Below are 17,314 nucleotides of genomic sequence, written 5' to 3'. Positions count from 1 at the left end.
GGAAACAGTTTTGGGGTGCACTGGTCCCGGCCGCATCGTGCTAGCCCGCCTCATCATCCTCATCGCGCGCGGCTGGCAACTCGGTCCTTCACTGGTCCTGCCGTCGAGCTGTCGCTACGATCCTTCCTGTTCCGCCTATGCAATCGAGGCCGTTGGGCGCTATGGCGCGCGCAAGGGGGGCTGGTTGGCGGCGAAGCGCATCGCGCGCTGCCATCCGTGGGGCGGGTACGGACCCGACCCAGTCCCAGAGCTGAAGCCTGAGAAATTGAAAGACGCCGCCCTGTGAAAGACGACAAGCAGAATTTCGTGCTGTTCGCGGTTATCGCGGCGCTGATCCTGTTCGGATGGCCGATGATCCAGGGCAAATTCTTCCCGACGGCCAATCCACCGGTGACGAAAATCGAAGGCGGCAAGACCAAGCCCGTCGCGAACCCCGCCGCCGATCCGGCCGCCGATGGTGCCGCCGCAGTGCGCGATCGCGCCGCGGTCATCGCCGAGACGCCGCGCGTCCGTATCGAAACCCCGCGGGTGTCCGGCTCTATCAACCTGAAGGGTGCGCGGATCGATGATCTCGTTCTCAAGGGCTATGACGAGACCGTCGCGAAGGATTCTCCGCCGATCCGTCTGCTTTCACCCGCTGGCGCGCCGGATGCCTATTTCGCGAGCTTCGGCTGGCGCGCGCAGGGGCTTGCCCCGCCTGCCGCTGACGCCGTCTGGACCGCGTCGGGCGCACCGACGCTGACGCCCACGACTCCGGTCACGCTTGATGCAACCAACGCCACGGGCCAGCGCTTCCGCATCCAGATCGCAGTCGACGGCGATTACATGTTCACGGTCCGCCAGACCGTCCTCAACGCGGGCACCGCGCCCGTCCCCGTTGCCACCTATGGCCTCGTCAACCGTGTCGGCATCTCGAAGGATCCGTCGTCGATGACGATCCATGTCGGGCCGATGTCGGTCGACAATGGCGGCGCGCATTACCGTCCGAACTACAAGGACATCGACGAGGCTCCGCAAAAATTTTCGACCACCGGCGGCTGGCTCGGCTTCACCGACAAATACTGGCTGACCGCGCTCGTTCCCGACCAGGGCCAGGCGTTTGACGGCCAGTTCCGCGCGGGCGCCAACAAGGCCTATCAGGCGGATTACGCGCTGCAGCCCAAGCTCGTCGCCCCCGGCCAAGCGGTGACCCAGACGTCGCGCTTCTTTGCGGGCGCAAAGGAGGTCCGGCTGCTCGATCGCTATACCGATCAGGCGGGCGGCGTCGCCAAGCTCGATTATGCAATCGACTGGGGCTGGTTCCGGATCGTCGAGAAGCCGATCTTCTATTATCTCGACTGGCTGTACCGCACGGTCGGCAATTTCGGCGTCGCGATCATTTTGCTGACGGTGACGATCCGCGGCCTGCTCTTCCCGATCGCGCAGCGCCAGTTCAAGTCGATGGCCGCAATGCGCGCCGTCCAGCCCAAGACGAAGGCGCTGCAGGAGAAGTACAAGGACGACAAGGTCCGCATGCAGCAAGAGGTCATGGCGCTGTACAAGGCGGAGAAGGTCAACCCGCTCGCGGGCTGTGCGCCGACGCTGCTCCAGATCCCGATCATGTACGCACTGTACAAGGTGCTGATGCTGACGATCGAAATGCGTCACCAGCCGTTCGTCGCATGGATCAAGGATCTGTCCGCGCCCGATCCGCTAACGCCGCTCAACCTGTTCGGTCTGCTGCCGTTCACCCCGCCACACATGATCGCGATTGGCATCGTCCCGATCATCCTCGGCATCAGCATGCACTTCCAGTTCAAGCTGAACCCGACGCCGATGGACGACACGCAGAAGCAGGTCTTCAAGCTGCTGCCTTGGGTGCTGATGTTCGTGATGGCACCGTTCGCTGTCGGTCTTCAGGTCTACTGGATCACGTCGAACTGCCTGACGATCCTTCAGCAGAAGCTCCTCTACGCCCGGCATCCGGGCCTGCAAGCACCGGTGACCAAGTGAACGACCTTCCGACCGTTGGCCCGTATCTGGGTCCTGATCTCGAGCAGACCGACGCGCCGTTCACGGCGGAGCAGCTCGAACATGCGCGCAAGCTGTTCGCCGGCCATGTCGGCTTCCTGAAGTCGGCACCGACGCTCGAATTCCTGCCCGATGCGTCGGTGCCGGAGGTGGCGTTTGCCGGGCGGTCGAACGTCGGCAAGTCTTCGCTGCTCAACGCGCTGACCGGCCGCAATTCGATGGCGCGTACGTCGAACACGCCCGGACGTACGCAGGAACTGAACTTCTTCGAGGTCGGCGCGCCGCTCGCCTTCCGCCTCGTCGACATGCCCGGCTATGGCTTTGCCAAGGCGCCCAAGGACGTCGTCAAGAAGTGGCGCTTCCTGATCAACGACTTCCTTCGCGGCCGCGACGTGCTCAAGCGCGCGCTCGTGCTGATCGACTCGCGCCACGGCATCAAGGACGTCGACCGCGAGATCCTCGAGATGCTCGACAAGGCCGCAGTCAGCTATCGCATGGTGCTGACCAAGGCGGACAAGATCAAGGCGTCGGAACTCGTCGAGGTGACCGAGCGCACCGCGGCCGAGGCCCGCAAGCGCCCCGCCGCGCATCCCGACATCCTCGTGACGTCGAGTGAGTACGGCATGGGCATCCCCGAACTGCGCGCGGCGGTCGTCGAAGCCGTCAGCTGACGCCCGTGCACCCGGCGAGGGCGGCAGAGATTGCCCTCGCCGCTCCCGCCCGCTAGTCCCCGGGCCATGAAACTCGTCATCGGCAACAAGGCCTATTCCTCCTGGTCGCTTCGCGGCTGGCTCGCCTGCAAGCAGTCCGGGCTGCCCTTCGACGAGGTCGTCGTCCCGCTCTACGATGCGGAATGGGAAAAGCGGCGCCAGGGCGATGAATTCGCTCCCTCGTCGGGCAAGGTGCCGATCCTCTGGGATGGCGAGGCGGTCGTATGGGACAGCCTGGCGATCGTCGACTATCTCGCGGACAAGGTGGGTCGCGACCGCTTCTGGCCCGAAGACGAGGCGGCACGCGCGATGGCCCGCTCGATGGCGGCCGAGATGCATTCGAGCTTTGCCGCGTTACGCAAGAAGCACAGCATGAACGTCCGCCAGATCTTTCCGGCACAGCGCCCCGACGACGATGTCCTGGTCGCTCTCCAGAGGATCATGGAGCTCTGGGCACAGGCACGTGCGCGCTTTGGCGGTGGCGGCGATTTCCTGTTCGGTACGTTCGGCGCGGCCGACATCATGTACGCGCCCGTCGTCACGCGGATCGTCACCTATCAGTTGCCGATCGCTCGGTTCGCGCAAGGCTATATGCAGGCGATGTTCGACCACCCCTTCATGCAGGACTGGATCGCCGGCGCGCAGGAAGAGGATTGGGTGATCGAGCAATATGAGCAGCCGGCGCCGAGCGCGCTGCGGTGATCGATCCGCTGGCGCTGGCGCAGGCGCTGCTGGCCGAGGACAGCGTCACGCCAGCGCTGGGCCGCGTGTTCGACGTGCTGGAGGCAGCGCTGACGCCGATCGGCTTTGACGTCGACCGCTTCACGATTGGCGAAGCGCCCGACGGTCCGGTCGAGAACATGCTCGCGGTCCGGACCGGATCGGGGCCACACCTGGCATTTGCAGGGCATCTCGACGTCGTACCCCCGGGCGAGGGGTGGCAGGGCTCGCCCTGGTCGGCCGAGGTTCGCGACGGCCTGCTCTACGGGCGCGGCGCAGTCGACATGAAGGGCGCGATCGCCGCCTTTGCGGCGGCCGCCAGCCGGACCGACGCGGGCACCGTGTCGCTGATCATCACCGGGGACGAGGAAGGTCCTGCCACCTTCGGGACGCGCGCGCTGATCGACCGGATGGCGGCGCGGGGCATCCATCCTGACCAGTGCATCGTCGGCGAACCGACCTCCACCGCCGCGCTTGGCGACACGATCAAGATCGGCCGGCGCGGCTCGGTCAATATCTGGATCAGCGTCCCCGGGCGGCAGGGTCACGTCGCCTATCCGCATCTCGCCGACAACCCCATCCCCCGGCTGGTGGCGATCCTTGCCGAGATCGAAACCGTCGCGCTCGACCAGGGCAATGCCTGGTTCCAGCCGTCGAACATCGAGGTCACCGATATCGCGGTCGGCAATCCCGCGCACAACGTCATCCCGGCCGCAGCGTCGGCGCGGCTCAGCATCCGGTTCAACGACACGCATAGCGGCGACGCGCTGATCGCCCGGATCGCCGCGCTGGCGGCACGGCATGATCCAGCAGCGGTCGTCACCGGTCGCGTGTCGGGTGAAGCCTTTCTGACGGAACCCGGGCCGTTGTCGACGCTGATGTCCGACGCGATCACCGCGGTGACGGGCGTCGTCCCAGACCTGTCGACGACGGGCGGCACGTCCGACGCGCGGTTTCTGGCGAAGCTGTGCCCGGTGGTCGAATTCGGGCTGATTAACGCGACGATGCACAAGGTGGACGAAGCGGTTGCGGTCGAGGACCTGTACCGCCTGACCGACATCTATGCCGATGTCATCGTCCGCGCGGTCGAGCGGGGATAACCCACCGTGTCAGCCGCCCAGTTCGCGGCTGCGGCGCAGGATGATGTAGAGCGCCCCTGCCCCGCCGTGCCGGGGATGCGCGCCGCGGACCGCGACGATCCCGCCGGCATGACGCGAGATCGACAGCCAGTCGATGACTGCTGCACGGATCGCGCCGCGGGCGTGCGGCCGTTCGCTTTCGGGGCGCGGTGGCTTGCCCGTCACCAGCAACAGCACGCGGTCGCCGCGGGCGATCGCGCGGGACAGGCCGGTGTCGAGGATTGCATGCGCGGAGGCGAGCGTGTGGCCGTGAAGGTCGATCGAGCTGTCGGGGCTGACCGCGCCACGCAACAGCCTTTTGTCCCAGCCCCCGTCTAGCGTGTTGGCCGGCGACAGGGTGCGCGCCGCCGCCTTCAACGGCGCTGCGCCGGGTGGGGGTGGGAGCGTTGGCAGGCGGATGCCCTTGGTCGGCTTTACCTTGCGCGTCGTCGCGACGGGCGCAGCAACCGGGACGACCGGGGGCACGAGCTTGGGGACCGCGCGCATTGGGCGCACGGTCTGCATCACGCGCGCCCAGAGATGCGCCTCGTCAGGGTTGAGCGGACGACCCGTCATAGCGCGCCCCGTTCGCAGTTGCGGCATTGAGCCGTGCGGTGGTGCCGATCGGGAGCAGCAGGAAGGCGGTGCCGCGCCCCGCCATGCCGCCCGCGGTCGCTTCGGCAGCGGCGCCGGCGCCCCAGAAGGTGTCGAACCGGTTGCTGCCCTTGATCGCGCCGCCGGTATCCTGGACGATCCACAGCCCGGTCGCATCCTGCCGGTCGAGCGACAGGATCACCGGCGCGCCGAGCGGCACGAACTTTACGTCCGCCGCCGCGCTGACCTGCCCGGTCACGGGATAGCCCATCGCACCCTGCGGCGCGCCGTCGAGTTCGCGGAAGAACACGAAGCTCTTGTTCTCGCGCATGATCGCCTGCCCCTCGACGGGGTGATCGTGGAGCCACCGCACGATGCCCTGCATCGACGTCTGGCCCGGCTGCAACAGCCCGCGCGTCTTCATCAGCGCGCCGATGCCGGTATAGTCGCGGCCGTTCTGCGTGTCGTAGCCGATCCGCAGGATCGACCCGTCGGGCAGGCGAAGACGTCCCGACCCCTGGATCTGCAGGAAGAAGAGTTCGACCGGATCCTTTGCCCAGGCGAGGATCGGCGCGGTCTCGGCGAGCGCGCCCTGCTCGATCGCAGTACGGTCATAATAGGGAATGAAGTTCGAGCCCGCCACGCGGCCGCGGATCTTCTTGCCTTTCAGCGATGTCGAAAAGGCGCCGAGATCGACGTCGATCAAGTCGCGCGGGCGACCATAGACCGGGGCATAGCCGTCGCGGCGTTCGAGCGAGCCGGCGATCTCGGGCTCGTAATAGCCCGTCGCGAAGGCCTTGCCGTCGCCGACCTGGACCGCCTCGAACCACTGGGTCAAGAATGCGCGCGCGCCACCGGGCCCGGTCGCCTGTGCCGCGGCGCAGGCCGGCTGCCAATCGGCACCACGGGTCAGCCCCGACTGGTCGGAACGACGCTGCAAGCCGGGGCAGCTGGTGACGAAGGCCAGCCGTGCGGCCTCGGCCTGCGCATCGCTGATCGGCAGCGTTGCGAGCGACGGCCCCGGCGTTACGCCGGCCGTGACCGCGCTTACCGGGGCGAGCGCACCGGGGAGTGGCGGGGCGACGGGAACAGCCGCCAGCGGAACCGCCCCGACGATGCGGGCGGGTATCTGGATGCCGCGAATGTTGCGAATGTTGTCACTGTTTGGGGTAAATTGACCCCGTGACGGCTTTCCGGCGGTGGCAGCCTGCGATGCGGTGCCCGGCGAGGACGGGCGGTCGGTCGGTGCAGCGACACCGCCGACGCACCCGCTGAGTGCCAGGGCCAGCGCGAACGAACCGCCAATCCCCCTGATCGCGCGCGTCACGCCTCGTCGGTGTCCGCGAGCTTCCAGTTCGGGCCGGCGCTTTTCAGCGTCCGGACGAACGTCCAGATGTCATGCGTCTCGACCGCGTCGGTCAGCGACCCGGCGATGACTTCGCCCGCTTCGTTGCGCGTGATCGCGGCGATGTCCGCATCGAAGCGTACCGAGATCCGGGCTTCGCGGCCCGAGACCGACGCGTCGGCGATCACCGCGCGTTCGATCGTCACCAGACGATTGTCGAGCGTCTCGCCGGCTGCCTCGCGCGCCGCGATCGCCTCGACGAAGGCGGTGCGGACGTCGTCCTCGGCCAGATCGGCGAGCGTGTCGGCATCACCCTTCCAGAAGGCTTCCAGCGTCATGCGATAAGCCGCCTGCGCGCCTTCGAGGAACTGGTTGACGTCGAAGCCGGGCTCGACGGCGATGATCGAGCGCAGGCCGGGTTCGGCACGCGCGTCGATGTTGCGGTTCGCGATCGTCCGCTGTTCGGCGGCCGCATCGATCGTGCGCGTGATCGTGACGGGTATGGACCGCTCCTCTGCCGCACGCGGCAGGGGCTGCTGTTCATGACCGGTCCGCTTTCCGAGCACGCTATAAAGACGCATCGCCAGGAACCCTGCGACCATCGCGAGAAGTACTACGTAAAACAACCGTGCCTCCGATCTTCGTCCCAACATAGGGCAACGGCGTCTCTTTTCAAACCCGCCTAGGATTCCGTGGGATCCGTAGCCGTTGAAACACCCGTCGGGCACTGCTACGCGCACTGCCTCAAGACACGAACGCGCGACCCGTCCGCTTCGGTCCCACCTCATTTATACGAAGGATTCGCAGATCATGGACGACCAGAACGGCATGTCGATCGCGGATCAGCCGCTTGCCAATGGTGCCGATGAAGCGCCCGCCGCCGGCCTGATCTCGCAATACGTCAAGGATCTCTCGTTCGAGAACCCCAACGCGCCTGCGGTCTACCAGAACCAGACCCCGCCCGCGATCGACGTCCAGTTCAACATCGGCGCGGCGCAGGTCGGCGACGAGGTGCACGAGGTCGTGCTGAAGATCGACGTCCGCGCCGAGACCGACGGCCAGGTCGCCTTCATCGTCGACCTGTCCTTTGCGGGCCTGTTCGGGCTGCGCAACATCCCGGCCGAGCATGTCCAGCCCTTCCTGCTGGGCGAGGCCCCGCGCCTGCTCTTCCCGTTCGCACGCCGCGTGCTGTCGGATGCGGTGCGTGACGGCGGCTTCCCGCCGCTGCTGCTCGAGCCGATCGATTTCGCGCAGCTCTATCTCCAGCAGTCGGAGCAGCAGGGCATCCAGCCGAACGTCGGCGATTTCGGCCAGGCGTGAAGCCCGGACCGGAGGGCGCATAGGTGAACCTGACCAAGGCGCTGGGATCGGTCGGCGGGCTGACGCTCGCCAGCCGCATCCTGGGGCTGGTGCGCGATTCGCTGTTCGCGCGGTTCGTCGGCGCGGGGTTCGCATCGGATGCGTTCCTGATCGCCTTCCGCCTTCCCAACATGTTCCGCGCCCTCTTCGCCGAGGGCGCGTTCTCGGCCGCGTTCATCCCGATGTTCAACCGCAAGGTCGGCGACAAGGATGGCCGCGGCCTGCCCGACGGCATCGCCTTTGCCGAGGACGCGCTGTCGGTGCTGCTACCGGTGCTGATCGGCATGACGGTGCTGCTCGAGATTGCGGCCTGGCCGGTCACGTGGCTGCTGACCTTCGGGTTCAACGGGGCGAGCGCGGAGCGGTTCGCCTATGTGGTCCACCTGTCGCGGATCACCCTGCCCTATCTGCTGCTGATCAGCCTCGTCTCGCTGCTCGGTGGCATCCTCAATTCGCTGCATAAATTCTGGATCAATGCCGCCGCGCCGATCCTGCTCAACGCGACGCTGATCGCCGCGCTGCTGCTGTTCCACGAGCGGTTGCCGCTGATGACCGTGCGCAACCAGGCGATCGCGGTGACGGTGTCGGGCGCGCTGCAGTTGCTCTGGCTGATCTACGCCTGCCGCCGATCGGGCGTCGTGCTCCGGCTGAAGCGGCCCCAGCTCAATCCAGAGGTGAAGCGGCTGATGTCGCTGATCTGGCCCGCCGCCGCGGGTGCGGGTGCGGTGCAGATCAACCTCGTCGTCTCGACCGCGCTCGCCGCCGCGCTGCTGCCCGCGGGCTCGGTCTCGTATATCTATTTCGCGGACCGGCTGAACCAGCTGCCGCTCGGGCTGATCGGCATCGGGCTCGGCACCGTCCTGCTCCCCACCATCTCGCGCCAGCTCGGCCGCGGCGAGGAGACGGAGGCGATGGCGACGCAGAACCGCGGCATGGAGCTCGCGCTGTTCCTGACGCTGCCCGCGACGGTGGCGCTGATCGTCTGCGGCGTGCCGATCGTCGGTGCGCTGTTCCAGCACGGCAAGTTCGCGCTTGAGGACAGCCAGCTGACCGCGCAGGCGCTTGCCGCCTTCTCGATCGGGCTGCCCTCCTATATCCTCGTGAAGGTGCTGACGCCGGGCTATTATGCGCGGTCCGACACGAAGACGCCGGTGCGCTATGCGACGATGTCGATGGTCGTGAACCTCGTCCTCAACCTCGCCTTCATCAAGCCGCTCGGCCATATGGGCCCGCCGCTCGCCACCGCGATCGCGAGCACGGTCAACGTCGCGATGCTGTATCGGACGCTCGTCCGTCGCGGGCATTTCGTCCCCGATGCGCGGCTGGTGCGGCGGACGTGGCGACTGCTGGTCGCCGCGCTGATCATGGGCGGCGTGATGTATTTCCTCAACGACCTGTTCCAGCCGTTCGTCACGGGCAGCGGGACCGAGCGCTGGGGGGCGATGCTCGTGCTGGTCGCGACCGGCGGGGTCGTCTATGCGATCGCCACCCTGCTCACCGGCGCGTTCCGGCTGGGCGACATCTCCACGCTCCTGCGTCGTTCCAAATAAGGTTTTCCCATGCGCGTCGTCTCCGGCATCAAGCCCACCGGTAATCTCCATCTCGGCAATTACCTGGGGGCGGTGAAGCAATGGGTGGCGTTGCAGGACGACGTCGTCGCGCAGGGCGGGGAGTCGATGTTCTTCATCGCCGACCTGCACGCGCCGACCGAATGGATCGCGCCGGCCGAACTGTCGTCACACACGCTCGAGGTCGCCGCGACAATGATCGCGGCGGGCGTCGATCCGGCCAAGTCGATCCTGTTCAACCAGGCGCGCGTGCCCGCGCACAGCGAGATGGCGTGGCTGCTCAACACCGTCGCGCGCGTCGGCTGGCTGAACCGCATGACGCAGTTCAAGGACAAGGCGGGCAAGAACCGCGAGGGCGCGAGTGTCGGGCTGTATGATTACCCGGTGCTGATGGCCGCCGACGTGCTGCTCTACAATGCGACCCACGTGCCGGTCGGCGAGGACCAGAAGCAGCATCTCGAGCTCGCACGCGACATCGCGACCAAGTTCAACGGCGATTACGGCGTCGACCTGTTCACGCTCCCCGCGCCGCTGATCAGCAAGGCGGCGCCGCGGATCATGTCGTTGCGCGATGCGTCGGCGAAGATGTCCAAGTCGAACCCGTCCGAACAGTCGGTGGTCAAGCTGATCGACAGCGACGACACGATCGCGGACAAGTTCCGCAAGGCGAAGACCGATCCCGACCTGCTGCCCGCGACCGTCGACGAGCTCGGCGACCGGGCGGAGGCGCGCAACCTGCTGACGATCTATGCCGCGCTGGCGGACAGCGATGTCGCGACCGTTCTGGGCGAATATGGCGGCAAGGGGTTCGGCGCGTTCAAGCCGGCGCTGGCGGATCTGGCGGTCGCCAAGCTCGGGCCGATTCGTGACGAGATGGTGCGGCTGCTCGACGATCGCAGCGCGGTGACCGCGGTGCTGCGCGACGGCGCGGAGAAGGCGCGCGCGCTGGCGGCGCCGGTGCTGAAGCGTACGCAGGATGCGATGGGGTTGCAGGTCTAAGCTGCCCCCCTCTTCCCGTCATCGGGATTAGGGGCGCGAGGGCCTCAGCCCTCGAGTTCGCGCATCAGCACACGGACCGCGGCGTCGATGTCGCGGTCCTGGTCGCGGAGTTCGGTGATCTTGCGGACCGCGTGGATCACCGTCGAGTGATCGCGGCCGCCGAACTTGCGTCCGATCTCGGGCAGCGACCGCGTCGTCAGGCGCTTGGCGAGATACATTGCGATCTGCCGCGGCCGCGCGACCGCACGCGCGCGGCGTGCCGAGATCATGTCGAGCGGCTTCAGCTCGAAATGCGCCGTCACCAGCTTCTGGATCTCGTCGATCGTCACGCGCTTCTGCGCGCCGCGCAGCACTTCGCCGAGCGTCGCGATCGCGAACTCGAGGTCGATCGTCTCGCCGGTCAGCTGCGCATAGGCGATGACGCGGTTCAGCGCGCCCTCGAGCTCGCGGATATTGGCGTGGATCCGGCTCGCGATCAGATCGAGCACGTCGGTCGGCACGCGCAGGTCGGGCAGGTCGACGAGCTTGCGGTCGAGGATCGTCCGGCGCAGCAGCAGGTCGGGCGCCTTGATGTCGGCGACCAGCCCGACCGCCATGCGGCTGATGATCCGCGATTCGACGCCCTCGAGCGCCTGCGGGCAGCGATCGGCGGAGATCACCAGCCGCTTGCCGGCGGTCATGATCTCGTTGATCGTGTGGAAGAATTCCTCCTGCGTCGCGTCCTTGCCGGCGATGAACTGGAGATCGTCGATCAGCAGCAGGTCGGCGCCGCGCAGCCGGCGCTTGAACGCGTGCGTGTCGCGCGCGCGCATCGCCGCGACGAAGTCATACATGAACCGCTCGGCCGACATGCACAGCACGACCGCGTGCGGGTTGGCCGCGAGGAACGTGTGGCCGATCGCATGCATCAGATGCGTCTTGCCCTGCCCCGTGTTGCTGTGGAGGAACAGCGGGCTGAACCGCACGGGTCCGGGCTCGGCGAGCACCTTGGCGGCGTTGAACGCGACCTTGTTCGACGCATCGACGACGAAGCGGTCGAACGTGTAGCGCGGATCAAGCGGCGGGCGCTCGGGGATGATGGTGTCGTAGGCGGGCGCCGGCTGTGCCGCGGTGACGGGGGCGGGGGCGGGCTTCAGCGACGGGTCGACGCCGAATTTGACCTGGACCTGAGCGGGTTCCACGGCCGCAGCCGCGGTGGTGCGGTCCGGCATCTCCGCGGGGGTCGGCATCACCAGCAGCACGGGCTTCGGGCCGGGCCTACGCGTCTCGATCTGGACGGTGCGGACCTGCGGCAGGATCTGCCGGAATTCGAGCGCGAGCCGGTCTGCATAATGGTTGCGGACCCAGTTGGTCATGAAGGCGGACGGCAAGGCGAGGCGGATCGACTCCTCGTCGTCGCTCGGGATCAGCTCGATCGGCTTCAGCCACTGCTCGAACAGGCGCGCGCCGGCAGACTCGCGCAGGGACGAGCGCACGCGATCCCAGGCCTTTTCGGCCTCCGAAGCGTGCACGGTCGATCCTTGCCAATTCGTCACGCGCACACTTCTCCGACCCCGCGCGACAGCCGCGCTGGTGATATAGTCCCGACAGAAAATGATCCCCCGTGACGCCCCATAGGGTCGCCCGGCATCTTCGCCCTGTTGCTTGCGCAGTGGTGATTCACGTCCGTGATTCACCGCCGCCGTTCGCTCAGTTATGAAGCGATCGGCGAGTCTAGCAAGGCCCGAGCACGTCACATTTTCGAAATAAAGCGGGTTGACTTGATCAAGCCCCGGAAATGCGTCGATATTTTTATAAGTGGCTGTGTTTGGCCAATTTTTACGATTTCGGAACCGGTGCGGCATGATCCGGCGTCACTCGAATCGCGGGGAATCCGTGGGTTGCGCGAGCGCGCCTTCCGTTCCCTTTGCAGACGCAAAAAACCCGCCGGGAAGATCCCGGCGGGCAATCCGCTCCGGCCATGTCGGGTCGCTTAGGCGAGCCCGGTCACGGCCTTGGTCAGACGCGCGAACTTGCGGCTCGCGGTGTTCTTGTGCAGCACGCCCTTGGCGACGCCACGCTGCAGCTCAGGCTGTGCCGCGGCCAGTGCGGTGGTCGCTGCGCCCTTGTCGCCCGAAGCCAGTGCGGCCTCGACCTTCTTGATGAAGGTACGGATACGGCCAACGCGGTTGCCGTTCACTTCCGCGCGACGGTCGTTGCGACGGATACGCTTTTTCGCCTGCGGCGTGTTCGCCATGAAGCCCTCTGGATGTTCGAATGATAAAAAGGGGCGCCGGATTGCTCCTACGCCCTCTCGAAGCGCGGCTCCTACCCACTCCGCACCGAATCGTCAACCGCGTTCCGTCATGCCTTTTGGCAACGCGCACACCAGAAGGTCGAACGCCCGCCCTCCGTCCTGCGGCGGACCAGCGCGCCGCACGAACAGGGCTCGCCCTCGCGACCATAGACGCGCCATTGTTTCGAGAAATAGCCGAGCTCGCCGTCGGGCCGCGCATAGTCGCGCAGACTCGATCCGCCCGCGAGGATCGCGGCGGTCAGCACCGCGCGGATCGCCTCGACCAGCCGTTCGAGTCGCGGCAGCGCGATCCGCCCCGCCGCACGGCTTGGCGCGATCTTCGCCATGTGCAGCGCCTCGCACACATAGATGTTGCCGAGTCCGGCTACGATCCGCTGGTCGAGCAGCATCGCCTTGATCGACGCCCCCCGCCCTTCGAGCGCCGCGAGGAGATAGGCCGCGGTCAGATCGGGGCCGAGCGGCTCGGGGCCCATGGCGAGGAACGGCGGATACTGCGCGATCGCCTCGCTGGACCAGAGATCAAGAAAGCCGAAGCGCCGCGGGTCGTTGAGCGCGACCGTCCGCCCCGCCGCGGTGCCGATGAGCAGATGGTCGTGCGGCAGGATCGCGCTGGGATCGACCCGCCAGCGTCCCGACATGCCGAGATGGAAGACGAGCGTATCGCCGCGATCTGTGTCGATCAGGCCGTATTTGGCGCGCCGCGACAGCCGCGTGACGGTCGCGCCGGTCATGCGCTGCCGCAGGTCGACGGGAATCGCCTTGCGCAGGTCCGCACGGCGCGGTTCGACCGAGGCCAGGCGCTGGCCGAGGAGCACGGGTTCGAGCCCGCGCACAGTGGTTTCGACTTCGGGAAGTTCTGGCACGTTTTCCAGCTAGGTTGCGTTTGCCCGCGCCACAAGGCGCCGCTAGAGCACGGGGCATGAATGACATCGCGCCCGCCCCCGCTCTCATCCCCGGCACCGCCCTAAAGGCCGACACCGTCTCATTCGGTTATGAGGACATTCCCGCCACCGAGAAGACCGCGCGCGTCGGCGGCGTGTTTTCGAACGTCGCGAGCAAATATGACCTGATGAACGACGCGATGTCGGGCGGCATGCACCGGCTGTGGAAGGACCGGTTCGTGCGCCGCGTGAAGCCGCGCGAGGGCGAGCAGATCCTCGACATGGCGGGCGGCACCGGCGACATCGCGTTCCGCATGGAGCCGTCGGGCGCGTCGATCACGGTCGCCGACATCAATCCGCAGATGCTCGAGGTCGGTATGGAACGCGCGCACAAGCGCGGGCTCGACGGGCTGGTCTGGACCGAGGCGAATGCCGAGACGCTGGCCTTTCCCGACAAGTTCTTCGACGCGTACACGATCGCGTTCGGGATCCGGAACGTGACCGACATCCCCAAGGCGCTGCGCGAGGCCCACCGCGTGCTGCGGCGTGGCGGACGCTTCTACTGTCTCGAATTCTCGACCACCGTGTGGCCGGGGTTTGCCGAGGTGTACGACGCCTATTCGCACAAGATGGTGCCGAAGCTCGGGCAACTGCTCGCGCAGGATGCCGACAGCTATCGCTATCTGATCGAGTCGATCCGTCGGTTCCCGGACATGCCCAAGTTCAAGGGGATGATCGCGGATGCGGGGTTCGTGCAGACGAAGGTCGAGCCGCTGCTGGGCGGTCTGGTTGCGATTCATTCGGGTTGGAAGATTTAGTGATCACGCGAAGGCGCGAAGGCGCGAAGAGGGGTTCACGCGGAGACGCGGAGACGCGGAGAGTCAGAGCCGCATTCGCGCGACAGCGCATAACCAACTCTTCGCCGATGATGAAAAGCCGCAGTCGCGGCAGGGCGCACCCTCTCCGCGCCTCCGCGTCTCCGCGCGAACCAAATTCTTCTCTTCGCGCCTTCGCGCCTTCGCGTGAACAAACCCCTTCTCACGACGCACAAGCCCGATGACCGCCTCGACCACCCATGTCTGGCGGCTCCTCAAATGGGGTCGCATTCTCGCCCGGCACGGCGCGCTGCGGGGTATCGAGCGGGATCCCAATACGCCGGCCGCCGTGCGTCGTCTCGCGCGGATCGCCCGGTTCGGTGCGCGCGTGCCCAAGGTGCCGCGCTATGCCGATGCGTTCCAGGCGATCGGCCCCGCCGCGATCAAGCTTGGCCAGACGCTCGCCACCCGCCCCGATCTGGTCGGCGAGGATGCGGCGCAGGATCTGCTGCGGCTGCAGGACCAGCTGTCGCCCGTCCCTTACGAGACGATCGAGGCGGCGATGCTGGCGAGCTTCGGCAAGCCGCTAGAAACGCTGTTCTCGCGGATCGAGCAGGTCCCGGTCGGTGCCGCGTCGATCGCGCAGGTCCACCGCGCGACGACCACCGATGGCCGCCAGGTCGCGGTCAAGGTGCTGCGCCCCGGCGTCGAGGATGATTTCGCGCGTGCGATCGACACCTATAGCTGGGCGGCGGCGCAGCTCGAGGCGCTGAGCCCCGAGGCGATGCGTCTGCGCCCGCGCCTGACGATCGAGACGTTCAAGCGCTGGACGCTGCGCGAGCTGAACTTCCGCCGCGAGGCGGCATCGGCGTCCGAGCTCGCGGACGGCATGACCGCCGAGCCCGATTTCGTCATCCCCGCGATCGACTGGGCCCGATCGACCGCCAAGGTCATGACGATCGAGTGGATCAACGGCATCAAGCTGTCGGATCGCCCCGCGCTGGTCGCGGCGGGCTACGACCTGCCCGGCCTCGCGCAGACCTTGGTCCGCGCGTTCCTGCGCCAGGCGATCGCCGACGGCTTCTTCCACGCCGACATGCATCAGGGCAATCTGTTCGCGCTGCCGGGCAACCGGATCGCGGCGATCGATTTCGGCATCATGGGCCGGATCGACCGGCGCGCCCGCGTCTGGCTCGCCGAGATCCTCTACGGGCTGATCACCGGCAACTATAAACGCGTCGCCGAGATCCATTTCGAGGCGGGCTATGTCCCCGCGCATCACGACGTCGCCGAATTCGCGACCGCCTTGCGTGCGGTCGGCGAGCCGATGCGCGGGTTGCCGGTCAAGGACATGTCGATCGGCATGATGCTCGACAGCCTGTTCTCGATCACGCGCGATTTCGACATGGTAACCCAGCCGCATTTGCTGCTGCTGCAGAAGACGATGGTGATGGTCGAGGGCGTGGCGACCAGCCTCGATCCCGACATCAACCTGTGGGAGAGCGCGGAGCCGTTCGTGCGCGACTGGATCCGCGGCGAACTCGGCCCCGAGGCGGCGATCGCCGACCGGATCATCGAGGACGTGCGTACGCTAACCCGGCTGCCCGAACTGGTCCGCCGGATCGAGGCGCATTACCCGGCACCCGGCGGTGCACCGCCGACGATGCCGCTTCGCGAGATCGAGGTCATCCGGATCGGCGGCGGCTGGCGCTATGGCCTCGTCGCGGTGATCGCGGCGCTGGCCGGGGTTGCCGCCACGCTGGTCTTCGGCTGAGGTCGCGTTCGCGATGAACACGCGCAAGCGGGCAGGTATATGGCTGGCCAGGCCGAGCCGGTTCGCCGGGATGCCGCAGGCGCGGGCCCAACTGTACCTCGCGCTGCTCGTCCTCCTGATCGCATATCTGGCTTTGATCGGAGACCCCGCGCTGCCCTCGATCGCAGCGCGGATCGGCGATCAGACGGACATGGCGCTGTATCACACGGTGATCGACCGTGTTCGCCACGGCGAACCCTATTACACGGTCGTGGCCGAGCTTCACCGCGCGGGCGGCTATCCGCTGAAGCCGTTTTTCAGCGTGCGGTTGCCGACACTCGCCGTGGTTCAGGCCTGGCTGCCGCATCTCGTCGTCCGTATGCTGTTGTGGCTGCTGTGCCTTGCTACGGTCGCTGCGTGGATCCTGCGGTTGCGTAGCGTCACACCGCGCTGGCCACCCCTGGCGCTCGCTGGTGCGGCGCTGATCGTGGCGATGGTGGTCAACGTGCAGCCCGGTCTCGACGTATTTCACGAAAGCTGGGCGGGACCATTGATAGCCCTCTCGCTCGCGCTTCGGCGTCCCGGCCAATGGACCGCCGCCGTCGCGCTCGGATTGTCGGCGATGCTCATCAGGGAGACAGCGCTGATCTATGTCGCGATCATGGCGGTCGCGGCGCTGAGCGATGGGCAGCGTCGGGAAGCCGCCGCGTGGATCGCTGCGACGCTGGTCTTCGGCATTGCGGTAGCGGCACATGCGCAGGCGGTCGGCCGCATCCTCGAACCGCTCGATGCGCAATCGGGCGGCTGGTTCGGCGTGCTGGGCCTGGGGTTCGTCCTGAGCGTCGCATCGCTGTCGACCGCGCTGGGCCTCCTATGGCAATGGCTCGCATCGTCGATCCTCGTCGTGAGCGCATTCGGCTGGACGGCGTGGCGGGATCCGACGGCGTCACGCGCGGTGGCGACCATTGCAGGCTATGTCATGTTGATCGCGGTCTGCGCGCGGAGCGACCATGTATACTGGGTGCTGATGGTCACCCCGCTACTGTTTCTGGGACTCGTCTTCGCGGTCGATGGCCTGCGCGACATGATCGTCGCGGCGCGCGATACACGACGGATTACGGTGACGCGCGTGATCCGCTAGGACTC

Annotated in this window: 17 protein-coding genes; 11 read left to right on the top strand and 6 right to left on the bottom strand. The window is 66.9% G+C overall.

Annotated elements, in window-relative coordinates:
* Positions 1-37: 37 nt before the first annotated feature.
* From yidD to dapE, 5 genes are all read left to right on the top strand, one after another.
* Positions 38-286: a membrane protein insertion efficiency factor YidD gene (yidD, locus tag ASE89_RS19615; protein WP_082451258.1), complete on the top strand. Its 249-nt coding sequence runs from the start codon at positions 38-40 to the stop codon at positions 284-286.
* Positions 283-1,992: a membrane protein insertase YidC gene (gene yidC / locus ASE89_RS06840; RefSeq protein ID WP_056675015.1), complete on the top strand. Its 1,710-nt coding sequence runs from the start codon at positions 283-285 to the stop codon at positions 1,990-1,992. Before yidD ends, yidC begins: the two co-directional genes overlap by 4 nt.
* Before the next feature lie 26 nt (positions 1,993-2,018).
* Positions 2,019-2,681, top strand: a complete 663-nt coding sequence (yihA, locus tag ASE89_RS06835) for a ribosome biogenesis GTP-binding protein YihA/YsxC (protein WP_056406469.1) — start codon at positions 2,019-2,021, stop codon at positions 2,679-2,681.
* 66 nt (positions 2,682-2,747) lie between these two features.
* Entirely contained in the window at positions 2,748-3,422 is a 675-nt protein-coding gene (locus ASE89_RS06830) for a glutathione S-transferase (RefSeq protein ID WP_056675013.1), read from the top strand.
* Positions 3,419-4,540, top strand: coding sequence for a succinyl-diaminopimelate desuccinylase (gene dapE / locus ASE89_RS06825; RefSeq protein ID WP_056675011.1), 1,122 nt, complete (start codon positions 3,419-3,421; stop codon positions 4,538-4,540). The genes ASE89_RS06830 and dapE overlap by 4 nt, the downstream gene beginning before the upstream one ends.
* Positions 4,541-4,549: 9 nt before the next feature.
* Here dapE and ASE89_RS06820 read toward each other — a convergent pair whose 3' ends face one another.
* The 3 genes from ASE89_RS06820 to ASE89_RS06810 are packed head-to-tail and all read right to left on the bottom strand — an operon-like array spanning position 4,550 to position 7,123.
* Positions 4,550-5,134, bottom strand: coding sequence for a Smr/MutS family protein (locus ASE89_RS06820; RefSeq protein WP_056675009.1), 585 nt, complete (start codon positions 5,132-5,134; stop codon positions 4,550-4,552).
* A complete protein-coding gene (gene mltA / locus ASE89_RS06815) occupies positions 5,109-6,479 on the bottom strand; it encodes a murein transglycosylase A (RefSeq protein WP_082451257.1) in 1,371 nt (456 codons plus the stop codon). Before mltA ends, ASE89_RS06820 begins: the two co-directional genes overlap by 26 nt.
* The gene (locus ASE89_RS06810) at positions 6,476-7,123 is read right to left on the bottom strand and encodes a Tim44/TimA family putative adaptor protein (protein WP_156363296.1); all 648 of its coding nucleotides are present in this window, start codon (positions 7,121-7,123) and stop codon (positions 6,476-6,478) included. Before ASE89_RS06810 ends, mltA begins: the two co-directional genes overlap by 4 nt.
* A gap of 184 nt (positions 7,124-7,307) precedes the next feature.
* Between ASE89_RS06810 and secB the strand changes: the two genes are divergently transcribed.
* The 3 genes from secB to trpS are packed head-to-tail and all read left to right on the top strand — an operon-like array spanning position 7,308 to position 10,423.
* A complete protein-coding gene (secB, locus tag ASE89_RS06805; protein WP_031394740.1) occupies positions 7,308-7,817 on the top strand; it encodes a protein-export chaperone SecB in 510 nt (169 codons plus the stop codon).
* 23 nt (positions 7,818-7,840) lie between these two features.
* Complete coding sequence (gene murJ, locus ASE89_RS06800; RefSeq protein ID WP_056675006.1) at positions 7,841-9,406, top strand: murein biosynthesis integral membrane protein MurJ; 1,566 nt, start codon at positions 7,841-7,843, stop codon at positions 9,404-9,406.
* A 9-nt stretch (positions 9,407-9,415) separates the two neighbouring features.
* Positions 9,416-10,423 (top strand): tryptophan--tRNA ligase, encoded by a 1,008-nt coding sequence (gene trpS / locus ASE89_RS06795; protein WP_056675004.1) that lies wholly within the window; start codon positions 9,416-9,418, stop codon positions 10,421-10,423.
* Between the two features lie 44 nt (positions 10,424-10,467).
* Here trpS and dnaA read toward each other — a convergent pair whose 3' ends face one another.
* The 3 genes from dnaA to mutM form a co-directional block, all read right to left on the bottom strand.
* Complete coding sequence (gene dnaA, locus ASE89_RS06790) at positions 10,468-11,934, bottom strand: chromosomal replication initiator protein DnaA (protein WP_236701633.1); 1,467 nt, start codon at positions 11,932-11,934, stop codon at positions 10,468-10,470.
* A 461-nt stretch (positions 11,935-12,395) separates the two neighbouring features.
* Positions 12,396-12,659: a 30S ribosomal protein S20 gene (gene rpsT, locus ASE89_RS06785; RefSeq protein ID WP_031394736.1), complete on the bottom strand. Its 264-nt coding sequence runs from the start codon at positions 12,657-12,659 to the stop codon at positions 12,396-12,398.
* A gap of 107 nt (positions 12,660-12,766) precedes the next feature.
* Positions 12,767-13,582, bottom strand: coding sequence for a bifunctional DNA-formamidopyrimidine glycosylase/DNA-(apurinic or apyrimidinic site) lyase (gene mutM, locus ASE89_RS06780; protein WP_056675002.1), 816 nt, complete (start codon positions 13,580-13,582; stop codon positions 12,767-12,769).
* A gap of 56 nt (positions 13,583-13,638) precedes the next feature.
* Here mutM and ASE89_RS06775 point away from each other — a divergent pair, with 56 nt between their 5' ends.
* The 3 genes from ASE89_RS06775 to ASE89_RS06765 all read left to right on the top strand — a co-directional run bounded on the left by ASE89_RS06775 (position 13,639) and on the right by ASE89_RS06765 (position 17,309).
* Positions 13,639-14,418 carry a class I SAM-dependent methyltransferase gene (locus ASE89_RS06775; protein WP_056675000.1) on the top strand — a complete coding sequence of 260 codons (780 nt, stop codon included), beginning with the start codon at positions 13,639-13,641 and terminating at the stop codon, positions 14,416-14,418.
* A gap of 238 nt (positions 14,419-14,656) precedes the next feature.
* Positions 14,657-16,189 (top strand): 2-polyprenylphenol 6-hydroxylase, encoded by a 1,533-nt coding sequence (gene ubiB, locus ASE89_RS06770; protein ID WP_056674998.1) that lies wholly within the window; start codon positions 14,657-14,659, stop codon positions 16,187-16,189.
* A 13-nt stretch (positions 16,190-16,202) separates the two neighbouring features.
* The gene (locus tag ASE89_RS06765; RefSeq protein WP_056675483.1) at positions 16,203-17,309 is read left to right on the top strand and encodes a hypothetical protein; all 1,107 of its coding nucleotides are present in this window, start codon (positions 16,203-16,205) and stop codon (positions 17,307-17,309) included.
* The last annotated feature ends 5 nt before the right edge of the window (positions 17,310-17,314 follow it).

Origin of the sequence: Sphingomonas sp. Leaf30 (assembly GCF_001422525.1) — a bacterium.
GTDB lineage: Bacteria > Pseudomonadota > Alphaproteobacteria > Sphingomonadales > Sphingomonadaceae > Sphingomonas > Sphingomonas aerolata.
Note: the sequence above shows the minus strand (reverse complement) of the source record. Positions and strands in the feature narration are given on the sequence as shown.

Excerpts from the sequence above, each read along its gene's own strand:
- trpS (WP_056675004.1), top strand. The coding sequence starts at position 9,416 with ATGCGCGTCGTCTCCGGCATCAAGCCCACCGGTAATCTCCATCTCGGC.
- ASE89_RS06775 (WP_056675000.1), top strand. The coding sequence starts at position 13,639 with ATGAATGACATCGCGCCCGCCCCCGCTCTCATCCCCGGCACCGCCCTA.
- ASE89_RS06765 (WP_056675483.1), top strand. The coding sequence starts at position 16,203 with ATGAACACGCGCAAGCGGGCAGGTATATGGCTGGCCAGGCCGAGCCGG.
- secB (WP_031394740.1), top strand. The coding sequence starts at position 7,308 with ATGGACGACCAGAACGGCATGTCGATCGCGGATCAGCCGCTTGCCAAT.
- rpsT (WP_031394736.1), bottom strand. The coding sequence starts at position 12,659 with ATGGCGAACACGCCGCAGGCGAAAAAGCGTATCCGTCGCAACGACCGT.
- ASE89_RS06820 (WP_056675009.1), bottom strand. The coding sequence starts at position 5,134 with ATGACGGGTCGTCCGCTCAACCCTGACGAGGCGCATCTCTGGGCGCGC.
- ubiB (WP_056674998.1), top strand. The coding sequence starts at position 14,657 with ATGACCGCCTCGACCACCCATGTCTGGCGGCTCCTCAAATGGGGTCGC.
- ASE89_RS06830 (WP_056675013.1), top strand. The coding sequence starts at position 2,748 with ATGAAACTCGTCATCGGCAACAAGGCCTATTCCTCCTGGTCGCTTCGC.